Below are 15,212 nucleotides of genomic sequence, written 5' to 3'. Positions count from 1 at the left end.
TGCTTGCTTGTAATAGCCCAATGCATCTTCCAGTTGGTTCAATTCTGCAAAAGCATCACCAATGTTTCCTTTAGCAATAGGCCCAACGATTTCATCTTTTGATTTATATTTGTCCAGGTGTGTGATGGCTTCCTTGTAATTTCCAATGTGCATATAAGCCATACCGGCATAGTATCTTGAAATATTGGCAGCATCTGTACCGCCATAGTTGTCAATTATATCCAGAAAACCATATTTACCCATACCGCCATTAAGTGAAAGGTTGAACAATGAATCCTTTTGCTGTGCGTTTAGTGCCTGCTCAAAATAAATCTGCGCCTGGTACATTTCGTTGGCAGCTTCAGTTTCTTTTGGTTTTTGTATAAACTGGTTGTAAGCCAGTGATCCCAACACTACCACAGCCACAACTGCAATAATGATGTAAATGTATTTTTGATTTTTAGCAACCCACTCCTCGGTTCTTGATGCCTTTTCATCCAGCGTGTTAAACACTTCTGCTGTTGTGCTTTCCTTTTCTAAGGCAGATTGTTTTTCTTCTTTAGTTTGTGGCTTGTGACCTCTCTTTTTATATGTTGCCATAATAATTCTTTAATGAAGGGCAAAAATAAAATTTTTATTATAATTTGAAAGCTAAAATATTTGTTATTTTTCAATAATTTGCAGACCCTTAATAATCGCTTTCGCGGAAAGTATTCAGAATATAACCATCAAGATTTCAGTAATTTATGCATTTAACCAAGCTTTCCCTCCTCAACTATAAAAACTTTGAAGCCGTAAATTTTGACCTCGACCACAAAATAAACTGTTTTGTGGGCAACAATGGGGTGGGAAAAACCAATGTATTAGATGCTGTATATCATCTTTCTTTCGGAAAAAGCTATTTCAACCCCATTACCACCCAAAACATCAACCACAAGGCCGAATTTTTTGTCATAGACGGTACTTATTCCAAAGCAGAAAAAACCGAGCGCATCATCATAAGTGCCAAACGAGGCCAGAAAAAAATCATCAAGCGCAATGGCAAGGAATATGAAAAATTTGCAGACCATGTGGGCTTTCTTCCTTTGGTCATTATTTCCCCGGCTGACCGCGATTTGATTACAGAAGGCAGCGACACCCGCAGAAAATTTATGGATGGCGTCATTTCACAAGGCGATTCCCAATACCTCAACACGCTGATTGCTTACAACAAAGTGCTTGCACAACGCAACGCCCTTCTAAAATATTTTGCCGCAAATAACACCCGGAACAACGACACCCTGGAAATTTACAACACCCAGTTACACGAACTCGGCACCGGGATCTACCAAAAAAGAAAAGCTTTTATTGAAACTTTTATCCCCATTTTTAACCCAAGGCACCAATCCATTTCCAACGGCAATGAGCAAGTGAATTTGGTGTACAGCAGCCAACTTGAAACGGACAGTTTGCTCCATCTTTTACAACAAAACTACCCTAAAGACAAAGCCTTACAATACACCAGCGTGGGCATTCACAAAGACGATTTACATTTTGAAATTGACGGGCACCCCATAAAGAAATTTGGTTCGCAGGGGCAGCAAAAGTCTTACCTCATCGCTTTGAAACTGGCTCAGTTTGATTTTTTAAAAGCCCGAAGCAATGTCAACCCCATACTCCTGCTGGACGATATTTTTGACAAGCTGGACGAAAGCCGTGTCGAGCAAATCATCACCCTGGTGGAACGTGAAAACTTCGGGCAATTGTTTATCAGTGATACCCACCCCGAGCGCACTGAGGCCATTGTTAAAAAAGTACATCAAACCTATAAAATGTTTCGGTTGGAGTAAGTACGTCTCAATATTTTGTAACTTTGGATTATCAGTATTAATTTCTCAAACCAAAAAATGAAAAAGTTCCTTTTAGCTATAACAGTATGCTGGAGTTTTCAGGTCTATTCTCAGGATCCCGATTTGGTGAGAACTTGGTATTTAACATTTGTACAAACCACAGATTTGGCTACACCTTATTATGTTTCAGCAATTAGTCCTGCCATTCAGCCATACATGGAAATTTTAGGGGATTTTACCTTTATGGGAGAAGGAGCTTGCAATTCTTTTGAAGGTATTGTAACTTTTCCTTATCCTAATGATTTTGAAACTACTGCGTTTTCATATACAACTGCAGATTGCGGTATTCAAATTCACAATTCGTTTGAAGACAGTTATTTCAGTTTCATGAATGGAGGCGGCTATTACCAAATTACAAGCAATTATAATGGGCTTATACTTTACATCGAAAACCCCTTAATGGGTGCTGCAATATTTCAGGATTATCCGCTTTCAACAAACTCATTTTTATTAAACAAGATTACCTTATACCCAAATCCCGTAAAGTCAAATTTATACCTTAACACCAACACTATTCAACTTACAGAAATTGAAGTTTATTCCGCATTTGGTAAAAAGGTATTATCAAAAATTGGGAATACAAATACAATCGATTTATCAAGCCTTAAATCCGGAATTTACTTTTTAAAACTGCATACTGAAGATGCCTTTACTGTAAAGAAAATAATAAAAAAATAATGCTTATGCTTACGCGAAAATCAATCCTTTACCCGCTTATTCTCAGTTGTTTGCTGTTATTTACATTTTCGTGTAAACAGGAAAACCCTGATGAAATCCTTGCTCACATTTCCGGCTATTGGGAGATTGAGGAAGTAACTTCTGCTGAAGGCGAACACAAAACATATACAATGAATATGCTGGTGGATTATATTGAAATCGACGACAACAAGGGTTTTCGAAAAAAAGTAGCTCCACAACCAGATGGCACCTATCTCATTAACGATGATGCCGAAACCATTTTAGTCGAAATCCATGACAACAAAGTGCAGTTGCTCTACTCCACCCCTTTTGACCAATGGACGGAAACCGTGATAAAAGCTGATGAAAACAAACTGGTTGTCAAAAATGAAAATGGAATAGTTTATACTTACAAACGTTTTGAAAATATACCCCTGATCGAATGAAAAAGCGCCACGGAGAAGAAGCATCCATCAAAGACGTGTTGAAAGATTTTGTTTCAGCAAACAAGCTGGACAAAGGCTTAAAGCAGGTGCAGGTGGTTGACGCCTGGAACAACCTGATGGGTCCCGCCATTGAAAAATACACCACCAACGTCAAACTGAATCGCAACAAACTCTATGTAGAACTCAGTTCAAGCGTGCTACGGGAGGAGCTCAGTTACGGCAAGCAAAAAATCATCAAATTGATGAACGAAGAACTGGGTGAAGAGATAATCAAAGAAATCGTTTTGAGATAAGAAAGGGACACTATAATGTGGAAATAAAAAGAGCCACAAAGTCACCAAGACACTAAGAAGCACAAAGTTTTGATTTATAATCGCTTGAGTCTTAGTGAAACTTTGAGCCTTAGTGCCTTCGTGGCTATAGTGAAATCTCCAAAAAAAAACACCACAAAATTGCGGCGTTTTCCATATATATAAACACTAAAAGATTAAAACATCTCTCTTCCCGAAAAGTGGAACGCGCCTTCAATAAAAGCGTTTTCATCACTGTCACTACCGTGAACGGCATTTTCGCCAATCGATGCAGCATATAATTTCCTGATGGTCCCTTCTGCAGCTTCGGCAGGGTTGGTAGCGCCAATCAGTTTTCTGAAATCATCAACGGCATTTTCTTTTTCAAGTATGGCAGCAACAATGGGTCCGCGGGTCATATACTCAACCAATTCACCAAAAAAAGGACGCTCTTTGTGAACAGCATAAAACGCCTGCGCATCAGCTGTGGTCATTTGGGTCATCTTCATCGCCACGATGCGGAAACCGGCCTGATTGATCATATGAAGTATTGCCCCTGTGTTTCCTTTCTCCACACTGTCAGGCTTAAGCATGGTAAATGTTCTGTTTGTTGCCATTGTTCTCTTTTTAAATTTTTGCGCAAAAATAGTCATTTATATGTGAATCTTACAAGGAAAATAACCGGTGTTTTTTGAAATAATTTTAGAATACAGTATTACATTTCCACCAATCCTACACCAACGTATAAGCATACTCACCCGAAGCGAGCATGGTGTTTTTATCGCCTATATATACCACTACCCCGTTGCCTTGCTTTTCGGTAAAAAAGGGTTCTGAAGTGCCGTTTTTGAGGACCTCAACCACTTCAAAGCCCACATTAAACCGCGTACCGATTTTGTCTTTATACTTGGTGGGGAATGAACGGTAGATACCTCGTTTGATGTCCCTGCCTTCTGCACGAACGGTGATGTCCTCACGCACCAGCAAATCGCCGTTTTCTTCCACCTTGATTTGTGAATGGTAAGCAAGGATGCGCTCCTGGGCAAAACCGTTGCTTAAACAAAAAATTAAAACCAATAGGGAAAGTACTTTTTTCATCATCGGGCTTTTAAAGGTTAATGACAGGTGCTAAACGTTCGGTTTCATTTTTAATGTCAAAAAAGTCGCGGGTGGTGTGGTTAAATGTTCTGGCGACCAGCAAGGAGGGAAACTGTTCAATAAGAATGTTGTAGTTTCTCACACTACCGTTGTAATAACGGCGGGCGCGTTGCAGGTCGTGCTCCACGGTGGCCAGTTCTTTTTGCAACTCCAGAAAATTCTGGTTTGCCTTTAATTCAGGATAATTCTCTACTACTACAAACAGGCTTCCCAATGCTTTGGAAAGGCCAACCTCTGCGGCTTCCTGTTCTTTAACATTATCGGCTTCAATTCCTTGAGTGCGAAGTCTTGTGATACTTTCAAAAAGGTTTTTTTCGTGCGAAGCATAACCCTGAACCACTTTTACAATATTGGGAATCAAGTCATGGCGCTTTTGCAACTGCACATCAATTCCACTCCAGGCCTCCTCGACCATGGTGCGCAGACGAATCAGGTAGTTGTATGTATAAATAAAATAAACAAGGGTAAGGATGACAAGCGAAATAATGACTACGGCCATATTAATGGGGTTTAGTTTTGCAGTTTAAAGGTATATAATTTTTTGTTATTGGTGAATATCGTCACGTCAATCCATTTTCTTTGTCACCCCGAACGAATGTGAGGGGTCGCATCTGAGTAAGCACGTACTGCTGAGCGACATTACGTGAGGAACAGCACCTGAGCAGCAGGGTGCGATTAGCTACGCTGAATCTTCGATTTCCTCCTTCGTCGGAATGACAAACAACTGGGTGTCACCTTGTCGCCCCATCTCCCCCTCACCTTATCACCCCGTCACATCACCCATACAAAAAAAAACAATACCCTGTATACCCATGACACCATTTGACCCTTTTTGACCCCTTTTGACACCATTTGACACCATTTGACCCTTTTGGTCAAAAAAAGGGTGGTTTTCTCCCAGTTTTCTCCCAGTCATGTTCCAGAGAGGGTTTTAAAAAATCGATTTTTAAGAAGGAATGTGGGAGGAGTGTGGAACAATCGTGGAAAAAAATTAAGAAATGAGGGAAATCGTAATATAGTCTCAACCCGTTTTTGTAGTTTAAATACTATGAGTGTTTTAACATTTTCTTTATATTTGTTTTAGCCACCATAGCTTTAGCGAAGGAGGCAATAACCCCACCCCATAAGAGAAAGAAAGCATTTAGTAGAAAATTTAAAAAAAGAATCAGGAAGAAAAACCCCTGCGTAAAAGTCCCTATTGTCCTTTAAGTCCCTTAAGAAACGAATGGAAGAACAAGAACAAAAACAAAATAAAGAAGGCTTTATCCCAAAACACGGTGGTTACCGCAATTTGATTACTTATCAAAAAGCTGAAATCATCTATGACGGTACGATTTATTTTACCAACCGATTTTTCAGGAAATATGACCGTACAATTGACCAAATGGTACAAGCAGCTAGAAGTGGCAAACAAAATATTGCTGAAGCCAGTATGGGTTCAGGAACATCAAAAGAATTCGAAATTAAATTAACCAACGTTGCCCGGGCATCTTTAGAAGAATTGAAAATAGACTATGAAGATTTTATAAGAAAGAACAACTATAAAATTTGGGGTAAAGAACACCGTTTGGTAGCAAGACTGCGTGAACTCAACAAAACACCCAATGCAACTTATGAGACTTTTAAAAAAGGCATTGAAAATGAAAACCCTGAAATTTGCGCCAATGTGATGATTGGCCTTATCAAAGTAGTAAGCTATTTATTGAACAACCAAATTAAAGCACTTGAAACAGCTTTCTTAAAAGAAGGCGGCTTAAGAGAACGAATGACCAAGGCAAGGATTGAACAACGTAAAAGAGGTTAAAGAGACCATATGGTTAAAGGGACAACAGGGACTCCAACGACTGCGTGAAAGATTCTGTTGTTCTTGTGGCGCAGGCATTGTCTGGTGCGGTAGCGGTGGGAAGAGAATAGGACTAAAGTGTGAGACAAGAAAATATTAAAACTATGAGTTTCCTAAAAGCAGAATGGAGAAAACTGGCCATTGCAAATTACAGCATTGACCAAGAGTTGTTAACTCCATATCTCCCGTTTGGCACTGAATTGGATTTGTGGGAGGGCAACTGTTTTGTGAGTTTGGTGGGGTTTATGTTTAAAAATACCCGGTTATTGGGCATTAAAATTCCTTACCACATTGACTTTGAGGAAGTCAATTTGCGCTTCTATGTCAAGCGACTCGAAAAAGGGGAATGGAAACGGGGTGTTGTTTTTATCAAAGAAATAGTCCCCAAAAGAGCATTGACTTTTGTGGCCAATACCATGTACAACGAGAATTATGAGACCATGCCGATGGGTCATATTTGGAGCGAAAATGAAAACCACAGGCTTGTTGAATATCATTGGGAGAAATCATGGGTTAGAAATTCATTCAGCATTCAGGCGAGTTTAGAGGCTTTTAAAATTGAACCTGATAGTATCACAGAATTTATAACAGAACATTACTGGGGCTATGCCAAGGTCAATGATTACAAAACCAATGAATATGAAGTGACACACCCCAAATGGAGTGCTTACCAAGTTGAAAACCATGATATTCAAGTGGATTTTGGCAAAGTGTATGGTGAACAATTTGAATTTTTGAATTCAAAACAGCCCCACTCTGTCATGCTTGCTGAGGGTTCTGAGATTACTGTGGAGGGTAAGCGGGTGATAAAGTAGAGTTTGGAAAACAGTGGTTAATTTCAGTTTAGCTGCTGTACCTGAGCAACAGGGTGCGATTCCTCGCTACGCTTCGGAATGACAAAATACTCAGTTTTTGTCACGCCGACAGAGCGAGGCACGAGCGACGAGGGGTCGCATCTGAGTGAGCACGCGCTACTGAGCAACAGCACCTGAGCAACAGGGTGCTATCCCTCCTTCGTCGGAATGACAAATGAGACGGGGCTTTTACCTTTAATTAACGAGATTAGCTACGCTGAATCTTCAATTTAACTTCGTTGAACCTAAAGGTTTCCCGCCTTCCTCCTTCACTTGTTACGGAGGACAAAGTTGCGGGGATTTTAACATAATTGCTTAAAAAATAGCTAATGCAGTCAAACATCCTTAACTTTATGGGGTCATTAAATGAGTGATCTATAATATTTCCTTACAGCATATAAACCTAATAAATGTGTAAAACATGTTGGTGAAATGTTCTTAGATTTACACAACCATCTCATCGCATAAATTACAATGAAAAATAGCAAGCCAAAATCCACTAAGTCTAAGCCTGTTCGGAAATCACGAGGCCATTTTCCCGTTGTTGCCATTGGCGCATCTGCCGGTGGGCTGGAAGCTATGATGGAGTTATTAAAAAACCTTCCTCCTGACACGGGCATGGCGTTTATTTATGTGCAGCACCTCAGCCCTGACCACAAAAGCATGTTGACTGAAATTTTATCGAAGAAGACAACAATGAAGGTGCAGGAAATTGATGACATGGATAAAATCAAGCCCAATAATGTGTTTGTGATTCCTTACAACAAAGGCATTGAAGTCACAGACGGACATATAAAATTAATTTCCCGTTCAGAAAGCACTACAGCCATTTCTATCGATGTTCTTTTCTCCTCACTTGCCCAGGCGCAAAAAGAAAGAGTGATTGGCGTTGTCCTTTCAGGCAGTGCAAGCGATGGCACAGTGGGACTCAAAGACATCAAGCATGAAGGTGGATTAACCTTTGTACAAGACGATACTGCAAAATTTACGAGTATGCCCCACTCTGCTATTGCAGCAGGCGTGGTTGACTTTGTTTTATCTCCCAAAGAAATTGCACTCGAATTGGCGCGATTAAGCAAGCACCCGTTTGTTAAAGGCAAAAGTAAAAAAGCAGATAGTGAGGACTTGATTGACAACAGCAATCCTGATTTAAAATCAATTCTCAATCAATTGTATAAAACCACAGCAGTTGATTTTAGTGAGTATAAAATGAACACCATCAAAAGGCGCATCATTCGCAGAATGTTGTTGTACAAACTCACCACCCTCAAAGATTATGCTAAACTGCTTAGCAAAAAAAATGAAGAGACCGATATACTTTATCAGGATTTGTTGATTAATGTCACCCGATTTTTCCGCGACACAGACACCCACAAATATTTACAAAAGAATCTCTTCCCCAAATTACTGAAAAGAAAAAAAGAGGGTGAATCGCTGCGCATCTGGGTACCGGCTTGTGCAACAGGAGAAGAAGCTTATTCCATGGCCATGATGTTGCTTGAGATTAATGAAAGACAAACAGTTAACATACCTATTCAGATTTTTGCAACAGACCTCAACGAACACGCTATAGGCAAAGCACGCGTGGGTGTTTACACCAAGCAGGAACTTGAAACCGTTTCGCCACAGCGCATACAGCGTTTCTTTACAAAGGCAGATGGAAGTTTTAGGGTAAACAAAGCTGTGCGCGATATGTGTGTGTTTGCTCCTCATAATATTTTAAGCGACCCGCCTTTTTCGCGACTTGATTTTATCAGTTGCTGCAACCTCTTTATTTATCTGGATACGGCTGCACAAAAAAAAGCGGTCAACACCTTTCACTACGCTTTAAACAGCGATGGGTTTTTAATGCTGGGCAAATCAGAAAACATCAGCCATTCAAACCATCTCTTTACACTCTCAAATAACAAGTATAAAATATTTTCCCGGAAAACAAATTCAGGCTCACGGAGGTTACCTGATCTTTCACCCCGCTTTATACAACACGCCGCAACTGAAAAAAATGTTCCGTCCGGAAACCGGAATAAAAGACAGGTAAACATTTCCGTTTCTCAACAGGAACTTGATAAAGCTATAGATGATGTGCTTGTCGCGGAATTTATGCCTGCAAGTGTGGTTATTAATCACCATTTGGAGATTGTACAGTTTCGCGGTACTACCGATGTCTTCCTCACACACCCAAAAGGCAAAGCCACTTTTAATATTTTAAAAATGGCACGCCCCGAAATTGCTTTTGAATTGCGCAGTGCCATTTCAAAAACCATTAAAACAAACCAGCGCATACTTAAAACCGGAATTGAATTAAAAATTAAATCGGCAGTAAAGATTATAAGTATTGAAATTGTTCCGCTGGAAATAGAATGGAATGAACCCTTGCTCCTTGTTCTTTTCACTGAACATGAACAAGCAGATATGTATTTGCACCAAGCAAATGGCGGAAAAAATACTTCGCTTGCAAAAGACCGGAGAATAAAAAAACTGGAACAGGAATTGGCAGCAGCACAGGCTGACGCGCTTTCAATTTCACAGGAGCAGGAAGCTTTTACCGAAGAATTGCAAAGCGCCCATGAAGAAGTGGTGTCAAGCAACGAAGAACTGCAAACCCTGAATGAAGAATTGGAAACTTCAAAAGAAGAAATAGAATCTACCAACGAAGAGCTCATTACCAGCAATCAGGAATTGCAAACACGCATTGACCTGCTCAATGAATCCTATGAATATTCAAATGCCATTGTTTCCACGATGCACGACCCTTTGCTTGTTTTGGGTAAAGACCTTAGGGTAAAATCTGCCAACCATGCATTCTACAACACTTTTGGTGTTACCGAAGAACAAACAGAAGGTGTACTTTTATATGAATTGGGCAACAAACAATGGAACATTCCCGCGCTGCGCAAATTACTGGAAGACATCATTCCAAAAAACTCTGAATTCTATAATTATGAAGTGAAACACACCTTCATGAACATTGGCGAAAAAATAATGTCACTCAATGCAAGCCGTGTAATTCAGAAAACGCATCGTGAAGAATTGATCCTACTTATTATCTCTGACATTACTGAAGTTAGAAGCCTCATTGTAGAAAAAGAACAGCGGGATAAAGAATTGCTCCTAAAAGAAATCCGCAATAGAAAAGCGGAAAAAACAAGATTGGAAAAAGCCGTTGACAAAAGGACACAGGAATTAAAAGTAGCCAATGAATCACTCGATAAAAGAAACAAAGAACTTCTGAACCTAAATAAAGAACTTGAAGCATTTGCCTATGTTTCCAGCCACGATTTGCAGGAACCGCTGCGCAAATTGCAAACCTTTTCAGGAATCATTTTAGAAAATGACAATCAACAATTGTCTGACAAGGGAAAAAAATATTTCCAACTCATACAAAAGGAAACAGAACGTATGCGGCAACTCATTCAGGATTTACTTGCCTTCTCGGGCATCAGTGCCGGCGAACGAAAATTTAAAAAAACAGACCTTAATATCATTATAGAGGAAATAAAAGAAGATTTTAAAGAAATAATTGCCGAGAAAAATGCAGTGATAGAAGTTGAAGAAATTTGCGATATTTACATCATTCCTTTTCAGTTTCGCCAGCTCATGCAAAATATCATTGGCAACGCTCTCAAGTATTCAGACCCAAAAAGGCCACCTCACATAAAAATTACAAGCCGGAATATTAAATATGAAGAATTGAACTTAGAGGAGCTACCACCACAAAAGGAATACTGCCAAATCACTATTGGCGATAACGGTATTGGTTTTGAACAAAGATACAGTACCAAAATATTTGAAGTCTTACAAAAGCTTCACAGCAAAGAAGAATATGCCGGCACAGGCATTGGTCTGGCTATCGTCAAAAAAATAGTTGACCATCACAATGGCATCATTATCGCATCAAGCGAGGTGAATAAAGGAACTACATTTGATATTTATATTCCTGTTTCACCAAAAAAATAAAATATATGAACAACGAGCCCTTCTATATAATCCTTGCAGATGATGATGAAAGCGACCGGCTTGTTTTCAAAGAAGCTTTTGCAGAATTGAAAATTAAAACCTTTGTCCGCACAGTCAATGACGGAATTGAGCTTATGGACTGGCTCAATAACGAAGACCACAAATTGCCCCATTTTCTATTCCTTGACCTCAACATGCCACGCAAAAACGGATTGGAATGTTTAAAAGAAATCAGAAGCAATGAAAAACTCAAAGATATTTTTATAGCCATATATTCAACATCCGATAGCAAAAAAGATGTGGAAGATACCTTCCTCAATGGTGCCAATGTTTATATCACCAAACCCAATGATTTTAATGTTCTCAAACAAATTTTAGATAAAGCAGTAATGACGGCATATCAATATCAAGACCAGTCAATGATAAGGGATAATTTTTTGCTGAAGATTTAGTAACGTAAAAATTCACTGCTCATTTGACTTTAGTCATAACCCCTTCACCCGGTCCTATAATCTGGGAACAAGTACTTTTACCAATTACATTTATTTACGGAATACTTTAAATAAATCCTGATTTGCTTTCGCCGGATAGTTAAAGAACAGGGTTTTAACATATTTTTAGTATATTTGTTTTAGCCACCGTAGCTGTTTCATTCTCCTAAGCTTTTTATCCTCCGTAACTTTTTTAGCGAAGGGGGATAGCGAAGGAGAATAGCGTAGGAGGCAATTTCCCCGTTTCTTCATCCCCAATAGATTCAAGAATTAACTGATAACAACTTTAAAAGTGGTTTCGACTTCAAAATAAATGGACATACAATGAAAATAAACATCCCATATTTTCCATTCACTTCCATTTAAAAAATCCACAGAAAAAAGTTACCTTTGCAGCTGTTCCAATCACGCATTAAAAAGGCTGTAATGATCCACTTTTTCAGTAAGCAAAACCACACCGTTTATGCGGTGCAATCACACCACAACCTCAACCAACAGGACATTCAAAAACTCAACTGGCTCTTTGGCGACGCCACCCTCATTCAGGATGATACTGCCACTGCCCAAGCATCGAATTGTTTTATAGGTCCGCGTGCCGCTATGGTCACTCCATGGAGTACCAATGCAGTGGAGATTACCCAAAATATGGGAGTTGAGGGCATCATCCGCATCGAGGAATTCCACATCATCAAAGAAAGCGAAGCCGACTTTGACCCGATGCTTTCTCAAAAGTACAACGCACTCGATCAGGAGGTTTTCAAAATCGACATCACTCCTGAGACCATCAAAGACATTACCGATATTGCTACTTTCAACCGCCAAGAAGGTCTGGCACTAAACGATGAAGAAGTAGCCTATCTGGATGCACTCAGCAAGCGTTTGGAACGCCCACTCACCGACTCTGAAGTATTTGGGTTCTCCCAAGTCAACTCAGAACATTGCCGCCATAAAATCTTCAATGGCACCTTTGTGATTGATGGCGTGGAACAGCCTTCATCACTCTTTAAACTCATCAAAAAAACTTCGGCTGAAAATCCCAATACCATTGTTTCAGCTTATAAAGACAATGTGGCTTTTATCGAAGGTCCCACAGTAGAACAATTTGCACCTAAAAGTGCCGACAAACCGGACTTTTACCAAAAGAAAAACTATGAAAGTGTGATTTCGCTTAAAGCGGAAACCCACAATTTCCCCACCACGGTTGAGCCCTTTAACGGAGCAGCCACAGGAAGTGGTGGTGAAATACGCGACCGCTTAGCCGGTGGTAAAGGCTCATTGCCCCTCGCCGGAACAGCAGTTTATATGACTTCGTATCCACGATTAGAAGGAAACAGAACCTGGGAACAAAACATCGCCCCCCGAAATTGGTTGTACCAAACACCACTCGACATACTAATCAAAGCCTCCAACGGAGCTTCAGATTTTGGAAACAAATTTGGACAGCCGTTGATTGCAGGTTCAGTTTTGACTTTCGAACATAAAGAAACCTCTCCCCCGCCCATTGGCGGGGAGCCGGAGGGGGACAACCGTATGCTTGGCTATGACAAAGTGATTATGCTTGCGGGTGGTATTGGTTATGGGAAAAAAGACCAAAGCATAAAAGACAAACCTACGGAGGGTGACGACATCGTTATTCTGGGTGGTGATAACTACCGCATCGGTATGGGGGGCGCTGCTGTTTCTTCAGCAGATACCGGGGCTTTAAGCAGCGCGATAACTCTAAACGCTGTACAACGTTCCAACCCCGAAATGCAAAAACGTGCCGCCAACGCCATTCGTGGTTTGGTCGAAAGTGATATCAACCCTATTGTATCCATTCACGACCACGGTGCGGGAGGTCACCTCAATTGCCTGAGCGAACTCGTGGAAGAAACCGGAGGCGAAATCGCTTTGGAAAAACTACCCGTGGGTGACCCAACACTTTCGGCAAAAGAAATTATCGGGAATGAATCTCAGGAGCGAATGGGATTGGTCATCGGCCAAAAAGACACTGAAACCCTGAGACGCATCGCCGAGCGCGAACGTTCGCCCATGTATGAAGTGGGAACAGTGACCGGCGACCACCGCTTTGTTTTTAAAGCCAAAGACGGTAAAAACCCAATGGACCTGGCACTGGCAGATATGTTTGGCAGTTCGCCAAAAACAATCATGGACGACCAAACCATCGAAAGAAATTATCCTGCACTCAGCTATTCACAAGAAAAAATCAAAGACTACATCACTCAAGTATTGCAATTGGAAGCCGTGGCCTGTAAAGACTGGCTCACCAATAAGGTGGACCGTTGTGTAACCGGACGTGTCGCCAAGCAGCAATGTGTGGGTCCTTTGCAAATTCCGTTAAACAACTGCGGGGTAATGGCATTGGATTACAACGGCAAGGAAGGTGTAGCCACCAGCATTGGGCACTCCCCCATTTCGGGCTTGATTGACCCGGTGGCCGGTTCTAAAAACTCCATAGCTGAAGCATTGACCAACATTGTTTGGGCTCCGTTAAAAGACGGATTGCAATCGGTTTCGCTTTCGGCCAACTGGATGTGGCCTTGTAACAATCCCGGTGAAGACGCGCGTTTGTATAAAGCCGTGGAAGCCGTTTCAGAATTTTCTATCGCATTGGGCATCAATGTACCTACGGGTAAAGATTCGCTTTCGATGAAACAAAAATACCCTGATGGCGAAGTCATTTCTCCCGGAACAGTGATTATATCGGCAGCAGGAAACTGTGATGCCATTACTCAGGTGGTCGAGCCCGTTTTACAAAAAGACAAAGGCAGCATTTATTACCTCAACCTGAGCAAAGACAACTTCAAACTAGGCGGCTCATCGTTTGCACAAATACTGAATGAAATTGGTGATGAAGCACCTTCAGTGAAGGATGCCGCTTATTTCAAGACTGCTTTCAACACCCTGCAAGCGTTAATTCGCAAAGGTCAAGTCGAAGCTGGTCACGATATCTCTTCGGGCGGGATGCTTACGGCACTTTTGGAAATGTGTTTTGCAGATAATAATTTGGGGGCTGAAATAGTCCTCCCCACAAGCCCCCTAGCCCCCGAAGGGGGAATTCCAGACTTAGTTAAAATACTTTTTTCGGAGAACAGCGGGGTTTTAATTCAAGCCAACAATGATGATGAAGTTGAAACCGCTTTCGCGAAAGCAAACATAGAAGCAATTAAAATAGGAACAGTAACCGAAAGTGATACACTAACTATCACACACGGCACAACGACTGAACGTTTCACCATTTCTGAAATGCGTGATGTATGGTACAAAACCTCTCACCTACTCGACCGCAAACAAAGCGGAAAACAAAATGCTGAAGAACGATTTGAGAATTATAAAAATCAGCCACTGGAGTTTAAATTTCCCAAACATTTTACAGGAAAACTAAACTCCCCCCTCCCTGGGAGAGGGGCCGGGGGTGAGGACAACGGGGGTGAGGACAACGGGGGTGAGCAGCGCATCAAAGCTGCTATCCTAAGAGAAAAAGGCAGCAACAGCGAGCGCGAAATGGCCAACGCCATGTACCTCGCCGGTTTTGATGTAAAGGATGTGCATATGACTGATTTGATTTCGGGGCGGGAGACTCTGGAAGACATACAGTTTATTGCTGCCGTTGGCGGATTCTCAAAC

The 15,212-nt window shown here is 41.0% G+C and carries 13 protein-coding genes; 9 read left to right on the top strand and 4 right to left on the bottom strand.

Features of this window, described 5'->3' with window-relative positions; translation table 11 throughout:
- Positions 1-579 (bottom strand): YfgM family protein (locus tag AC6F75_RS00750; protein ID WP_500713015.1); only part of this gene is annotated, 579 nt, incomplete at its 3' end.
- 146 nt (positions 580-725) lie between these two features.
- On the opposite strand from AC6F75_RS00750, the gene recF reads away from it, so the two are divergent.
- From recF to AC6F75_RS00730, 4 genes are read left to right on the top strand one after another with little or no spacing between them, the layout of a single operon-like run.
- Positions 726-1,808: a DNA replication/repair protein RecF gene (gene recF, locus AC6F75_RS00745; protein WP_500713014.1), complete on the top strand. Its 1,083-nt coding sequence runs from the start codon at positions 726-728 to the stop codon at positions 1,806-1,808.
- 57 nt (positions 1,809-1,865) lie between these two features.
- The gene (locus AC6F75_RS00740) at positions 1,866-2,546 is read left to right on the top strand and encodes a T9SS type A sorting domain-containing protein (RefSeq protein ID WP_500713013.1); all 681 of its coding nucleotides are present in this window, start codon (positions 1,866-1,868) and stop codon (positions 2,544-2,546) included.
- 5 nt (positions 2,547-2,551) lie between these two features.
- Complete coding sequence (locus AC6F75_RS00735) at positions 2,552-2,992, top strand: lipocalin family protein (RefSeq protein ID WP_500713012.1); 441 nt, start codon at positions 2,552-2,554, stop codon at positions 2,990-2,992.
- The gene (locus AC6F75_RS00730; protein ID WP_500713011.1) at positions 2,989-3,285 is read left to right on the top strand and encodes a DciA family protein; all 297 of its coding nucleotides are present in this window, start codon (positions 2,989-2,991) and stop codon (positions 3,283-3,285) included. Before AC6F75_RS00735 ends, AC6F75_RS00730 begins: the two co-directional genes overlap by 4 nt.
- 194 nt (positions 3,286-3,479) lie before the next feature.
- Here AC6F75_RS00730 and AC6F75_RS00725 read toward each other — a convergent pair whose 3' ends face one another.
- The 3 genes from AC6F75_RS00725 to AC6F75_RS00715 all read right to left on the bottom strand — a co-directional run bounded on the left by AC6F75_RS00725 (position 3,480) and on the right by AC6F75_RS00715 (position 4,939).
- Positions 3,480-3,899 carry a nucleoside-diphosphate kinase gene (locus tag AC6F75_RS00725; protein ID WP_500713010.1) on the bottom strand — a complete coding sequence of 140 codons (420 nt, stop codon included), beginning with the start codon at positions 3,897-3,899 and terminating at the stop codon, positions 3,480-3,482.
- A gap of 115 nt (positions 3,900-4,014) precedes the next feature.
- Entirely contained in the window at positions 4,015-4,380 is a 366-nt protein-coding gene (locus AC6F75_RS00720; RefSeq protein ID WP_500713009.1) for a DUF2207 domain-containing protein, read from the bottom strand.
- Between the two features lie 10 nt (positions 4,381-4,390).
- On the bottom strand, positions 4,391-4,939 hold the full coding sequence (locus tag AC6F75_RS00715) for a LemA family protein (protein ID WP_500713008.1): 549 nt from the start codon (positions 4,937-4,939) through the stop codon (positions 4,391-4,393).
- A 726-nt stretch (positions 4,940-5,665) separates the two neighbouring features.
- Here AC6F75_RS00715 and AC6F75_RS00710 point away from each other — a divergent pair.
- From AC6F75_RS00710 to purL, 5 genes are all read left to right on the top strand, one after another.
- Positions 5,666-6,244 carry a four helix bundle suffix domain-containing protein gene (locus AC6F75_RS00710; protein ID WP_500713007.1) on the top strand — a complete coding sequence of 193 codons (579 nt, stop codon included), beginning with the start codon at positions 5,666-5,668 and terminating at the stop codon, positions 6,242-6,244.
- Positions 6,245-6,387: 143 nt separating this feature from the next.
- Complete coding sequence (locus AC6F75_RS00705) at positions 6,388-7,098, top strand: DUF2071 domain-containing protein (protein WP_500713006.1); 711 nt, start codon at positions 6,388-6,390, stop codon at positions 7,096-7,098.
- A 513-nt stretch (positions 7,099-7,611) separates the two neighbouring features.
- Positions 7,612-11,094 carry a chemotaxis protein CheB gene (locus AC6F75_RS00700; protein WP_500713005.1) on the top strand — a complete coding sequence of 1,161 codons (3,483 nt, stop codon included), beginning with the start codon at positions 7,612-7,614 and terminating at the stop codon, positions 11,092-11,094.
- Positions 11,095-11,099: 5 nt separating this feature from the next.
- Positions 11,100-11,546 (top strand): response regulator, encoded by a 447-nt coding sequence (locus tag AC6F75_RS00695; RefSeq protein WP_500713004.1) that lies wholly within the window; start codon positions 11,100-11,102, stop codon positions 11,544-11,546.
- A 465-nt stretch (positions 11,547-12,011) separates the two neighbouring features.
- Positions 12,012-15,212: phosphoribosylformylglycinamidine synthase (purL, locus tag AC6F75_RS00690; RefSeq protein WP_500713016.1), on the top strand; the 3,201-nt coding region annotated here is incomplete at its 3' end.

The sequence above is a fragment of the Planktosalinus sp. genome (assembly GCF_059864935.1).
Note: the sequence above shows the minus strand (reverse complement) of the source record. Positions and strands in the feature narration are given on the sequence as shown.